At 41.0% G+C, this 1,046-nt stretch carries 2 protein-coding genes; both read left to right on the top strand.

The window, feature by feature from the left end; genetic code table 11:
- A partial coding sequence (locus A1019T_RS10675; RefSeq protein ID WP_143514115.1) for a zinc ribbon domain-containing protein occupies positions 1-138 on the top strand: 138 nt, incomplete at its 5' end.
- A gap of 32 nt (positions 139-170) precedes the next feature.
- A complete protein-coding gene (locus tag A1019T_RS10670) occupies positions 171-851 on the top strand; it encodes a DUF938 domain-containing protein (protein WP_077451622.1) in 681 nt (226 codons plus the stop codon).
- The last annotated feature ends 195 nt before the right edge of the window (positions 852-1,046 follow it).

The raw sequence follows: 1,046 nt of genomic DNA, 5'->3' as shown, positions 1-1,046 counted from the left end.
AAAGGTAGAGCAGGTTTGCGAATAAGAGGATGGACTTGTGCTGAGTGTGGCACATGGCATGATAGAGATATCAATGCTGCTAAGAACATCCTCGCGGTCGGGCTTGATCGTCTAGCTGTAGGAATCCCCTCGGTTTAGCGAGGGGAGGAGGTCAAGAAAGGAGAGGGGTTATGAACGAAGAAACTGTAGAAAACGCCGATATCATCCCTAAATCGAAGTTGCCATTTTCTCAGGCATGCGAAAATAATAAAGATCCAATATTGAGTGTGTTGCAACAAGAACTGCAGAATTACCATCATGTGTTCGAAGTCGGTTCAGGCACTGGGCAACATAGCGTCTATTTTGCACCCAGATTACAGCATCTACAATGGCAAACCAGCGATATCATTGATAATCATCGAGTGATTCAAGGGTGGCACGACCAACATCCTGCGCCTAATTTGCATCTGCCCTTAGCCTTTGGTCTGACTAAGGATAAAATACCTAAACCCCTGAACTGTATGGATAGCCAAACCGGTAATTTGCCATATGATGCTGTATTCACTGCTAACACCCTACATATCATTGCTTGGCCCTTGGTTGAGAGGTTATTTGAGTTAGTCGGGGAAGCACTGCCTATTAATGGTAAGTTCGTAATATACGGACCTTTTAATGAGAACGGTCAATATAGTAGTGATAGCAATAGACAGTTTGATAAGCATTTGCGTGAGCGAGATCCAAACAGTGGTATTCGTAATAAAGAGGATGTCATTGCTTTAGCTAAACAGCATCAGCTAATCTTCGATAAGCAGTATAAGATGCCAGCTAATAACGAGATTTTAGTTTTCAAAAAAACAAAGTTTGAACTTTGAGAGATATAACCATCAACCTATTTTACTAATGCGAGTGAAAGAACAGAGATAGTGCGGTTAAATTCATTAAAAAATGAATAACTAGAAAAAAGTTCAAAAAGGCAGTTGACACAAAAAATAAGGGGTCTATAATACGCCCTCACTAAGACGGACATCGGGCAATAAATCGAGAGATTGAAAGCTAGTTCACTTAGA

The sequence above is a fragment of the Psychrobacter piechaudii genome, from assembly GCF_900162825.1.
Classification (GTDB): domain Bacteria; phylum Pseudomonadota; class Gammaproteobacteria; order Pseudomonadales; family Moraxellaceae; genus Psychrobacter; species Psychrobacter piechaudii.
This window is presented reverse-complemented; position numbering and strand designations above follow the sequence as displayed.